General features: G+C 51.6%; 3 protein-coding genes. 2 read left to right on the top strand and 1 reads right to left on the bottom strand.

What is annotated here, in order from left to right; translation table 11 throughout:
- The coding region (locus ACJHVI_RS05845; RefSeq protein WP_483183725.1) for a transposase at positions 1-407 on the top strand (407 nt) is incomplete at its 5' end.
- Between the two features lie 18 nt (positions 408-425).
- On the opposite strand, the gene ACJHVI_RS05840 is transcribed toward ACJHVI_RS05845, so the two are convergent.
- Entirely contained in the window at positions 426-614 is a 189-nt protein-coding gene (locus ACJHVI_RS05840; RefSeq protein ID WP_483183723.1) for a DUF1016 N-terminal domain-containing protein, read from the bottom strand.
- 170 nt (positions 615-784) lie between these two features.
- On the opposite strand from ACJHVI_RS05840, the gene uvrA reads away from it, so the two are divergent.
- Positions 785-3,616 carry an excinuclease ABC subunit UvrA gene (uvrA, locus tag ACJHVI_RS05835; RefSeq protein ID WP_483183722.1) on the top strand — a complete coding sequence of 944 codons (2,832 nt, stop codon included), beginning with the start codon at positions 785-787 and terminating at the stop codon, positions 3,614-3,616.
- The last annotated feature ends 285 nt before the right edge of the window (positions 3,617-3,901 follow it).

Raw genomic sequence — 3,901 nt, 5'->3', positions numbered from 1 at the left:
TAGGAGAGCGAGTCAATTTCTGCCTAAGGCCAGGCAATGTTGATGACCGTAAAGGCTTACGACAAATGGCAAACAAACTGTTTGGATTGTTGGTTGGGGATAGAGGCTATATCAGCAAAGAGTTAAGCGATTGGTTAGAAGAGAGATACAACATCACTTTACTGACAGGCAAGAAAAAGAATATGAAATCCCCGCCCCAAAGTCCTGAACAAAAAAGATCGTTAAAACAAAGATGTGTTGTTGAAACGATTTTTGATCAGTTAAAGAATCTATGCCAAATTGAACATACTCGCCATCGTTCAGAGAAGGGATTTTTGTTGAATCTGATTTCTGGATTAACGGCATATTGCTTGTTTCCGTATAAGCCGCAGATGTTTAGGAAGAATGCTTTGGCGGCTGCTAAATAGAGGGGGCTTATCCCGAACTCAGGTTAAGGCTAGTTGTTGTTTGCCGTATCCTGCGCGCATATTGCCTTCTTGTTCGTATTCAACAATCATGCGCCCGATTTCAAAATAGGTGCGGCTCATGGTTTTATTGACTGTCTGTGCAAGGTGCGTGCGGGCTTCAGCTAATAAATTGCTGATTTGCGGGAATAATGGATTATCTGGGGTCATGTTGATTCGATGTGGAGATTTGTAAAGAGGTCGGCTTGCATTTAGTGTAGGGAAAAGCGGTAAAAATGCAATGAGCGGTGCACAATGCGGATGCGGAAATGGTAAATAAGCGGCGGCTCGATGCGGCGAACTGTTAAAATAGCGGCTTTGCTAAATTGTTGGGGCAAGCCATGGAAAATATCGTCATTCGCGGTGCGCGTACGCATAATTTAAAGAATATCAATGTGGAGCTGCCGCGAGATAAATTGATTGTCATCACGGGTTTGTCCGGCTCGGGCAAGTCTTCTTTGGCTTTTGATACGATTTATGCCGAAGGGCAGCGGCGCTATGTGGAGAGTTTGTCGGCCTATGCGCGGCAGTTTTTATCGGTGATGGATAAGCCCGATGTCGATCATATCGAGGGTTTGTCACCGGCGATTTCTATCGAGCAGAAGTCCACCAGCCATAATCCGCGTTCGACGGTCGGCACGATTACCGAGATTCACGATTATTTGCGGTTGCTGTTTGCCCGCGTGGGCGTGCCGCATTGTCCGCATCACGGGATTGCTTTGAATGCGCAGACGGTGTCGCAGATGGTGGATCAGATTATGGCTTTGCCCGAGGGCAGCCGCTTGATGTTGCTGGCACCGCTGGTGCAGGGACGCAAGGGCGAGCATGCGGAATTGCTGGCGGAGATGCGTCAGCAGGGTTTTGTGCGACTGATGATTGACGGCAAGGTCTATGATATGGACGCTTTGCCGAGCATTGATGCCAAGCGTAATCATGATATTGCGGTGGTGGTGGATCGTTTTTCCGTTAAGGCGGGGATTGAGCAGCGCGTGGCGGAGTCTTTGGAGACGGTTTTGTCTTTGTCGGAGGGGATTGTGCAAGTCCTGCCGATGGAGGGGACGGATTTGGCACCGCGCACTTTTTCTGCACGCTATGCTTGTCCTGAATGCGGTTGGTCGCTGAAAGAGTTGGAACCGCGGATGTTTTCTTTTAATAATCCGCATGGTGCCTGCCCCGATTGCGATGGTTTGGGCGTGAATGTGTTTATTGATCCTGCGAAGGTGGTGGCGCACCCCGAATTGTCGATTGCCGCCGGTGCGGTACGCGGCTGGGATCGGCGCACGCCTTATTTTTATCCGCAAATGCAGGCACTTGCCGCGCATTATCAGTTTGATATTGAAGAGTCCGCATTTCAGGATTTGCCGCAGAAAATCCGCGATGTCGTTTTATACGGCAGCGGTAAGGAGAAAATCCGTCTGCCTTCTTTGGGACGCTATGGCGCAAAGAAAGAGCGCGAGGCGGTATGGGAAGGTGTAGTGGTGTCGATGAACCGCCGCTACCGCGAAACGGAAAACAGCCAAGTGCGCGATGAAATCGCCCAATATTTGAATAATCGTCCTTGTCCTACCTGCGGCGGCGGGCGTTTGAATGAAGCGGCGCAGCATGTCTTGGTGGAAGGCGTGTCTTTGCCGCAGATTAACCGCCTGTCTATCGGCGAGGCTTTGGATTGGGCGCAGAATTTGCAATTAAGCGGCGCACGCGGCGAGATTGCGGAAAAGATTTTAAAAGAAATCCGCGAGCGCTTGGGCTTTTTGGTCAATGTGGGGCTGAATTACCTGACCTTGGCACGCAGCGCGGAAACGCTTTCCGGCGGCGAGGCGCAGCGCATTCGTCTGGCATCGCAAATCGGTGCGGGTTTGGTCGGCGTGATGTATGTACTGGACGAGCCGTCCATCGGCTTGCATCAGCGCGATAACGAACGCCTGCTCAATTCCCTTTTGCGTCTGCGTGATTTGGGCAATACCGTGATTGTGGTCGAGCATGATGAAGACGCGATTCGCGCAGCGGATTACGTCATCGATATCGGGCCGGGTGCGGGCGTGCATGGCGGCGAAATCATGGCGCGCGGCACACCGGCGCAGATCGCCGCCAATCCGCAATCGCTGACCGGACAATATCTCAGCGGCGCGCAAAATATCGAGATTCCCGACAGCCGCCGCCCGATAGACCCCGAGAAAGTCGTGCGCCTTGAAGGCGCAAGCGGCAATAATCTGAAAAATGTGGACTTGCTGCTGCCGGTCGGTCTGTTTACCTGCATCACGGGTGTATCCGGCAGCGGCAAATCCACCCTGATTAACGACACCTTCTATAAAGCCGCCGCCCAAGCGATTAACCGCAGCCTCGAAGAGCCGGCGCCTTACCGCCATATCAGCGGCTTGGAGCATTTCGATAAAATCGTCAATATCGACCAAAGCGCCATCGGACGCACGCCGCGTTCCAATCCCGCCACCTATACTGGCATTTTTACCGGCATCCGCGAACTCTTTGCCGACACCCAAGAAAGCCGCGCGCGCGGTTATCAAGTCGGCAGATTTTCTTTCAATGTCAAAGGCGGACGCTGCGAAGCCTGCCAAGGCGACGGCGTGATTAAAGTAGAAATGCACTTTCTGCCCGATATCTTCGTTGCCTGCGATGTCTGCGGCGGCAAACGCTATAACCGCGAAACGCTGGATATTACTTACAAAGGCAAAAACATTCATGAAGTGCTGGAAATGACTGTCATTGAAGCGCATGAATTTTTCGCCAATATCCCCGCCCTGCAACGCAAACTGCAAACCCTGCTCGATGTCGGTCTGTCCTACATCAGCCTCGGGCAAAATGCCGTAACCCTCTCGGGCGGCGAAGCGCAAAGAATCAAACTTGCCAAAGAACTCTCCAAACGCGATACGGGACGCACCCTCTATGTACTGGACGAACCCACGACGGGACTGCATTTCCATGACGTCAAACAACTGCTTGCCGTCTTGCACCGCCTGCGCGACGGCGGCAATACCGTGGTTGTCATCGAACATAATTTGGACGTCATCAAAACGGCGGATTGGATAGTCGATTTAGGGCCGGAAGGCGGTAGCGGCGGCGGAGAAATCATCGCCGCCGGCAAACCTGAAGCCGTAGCAAACCAAGCCGTCAGCCATACGGGACGTTTTTTAAAGCCCATATTGGCAAAGCTCTAGATTGAAACCTTTGCAAACCCCCAAAGCAACACAACTGCTTTGGGGCTCCAACAAAAATAGCATCCATTTACCCAAATTTTACCCACCCATTCATATTCATTAAACAGCCCATTTCAGACTACCTACCGCCTTTTCAGGCAGCAATATAGCTAACGAAATATTCATTGTCATTATGAGTAACGACGAAACAGTTCGTCTACATCGCATCGCTCACGGCGACGTATGTTTTTTACCTGCGCCCATTTGTGTTCTATGGGGTTAAGATCAGGACTATAAACAGGGAGA

The organism is Suttonella sp. (assembly GCF_056855035.1).
This window is presented reverse-complemented; position numbering and strand designations above follow the sequence as displayed.

Coding starts and splice junctions, on each gene's coding strand:
- ACJHVI_RS05840 (WP_483183723.1), bottom strand. CDS start 614: ATGACCCCAGATAATCCATTATTCCCGCAAATCAGCAATTTATTAGCT.
- uvrA (WP_483183722.1), top strand. CDS start 785: ATGGAAAATATCGTCATTCGCGGTGCGCGTACGCATAATTTAAAGAAT.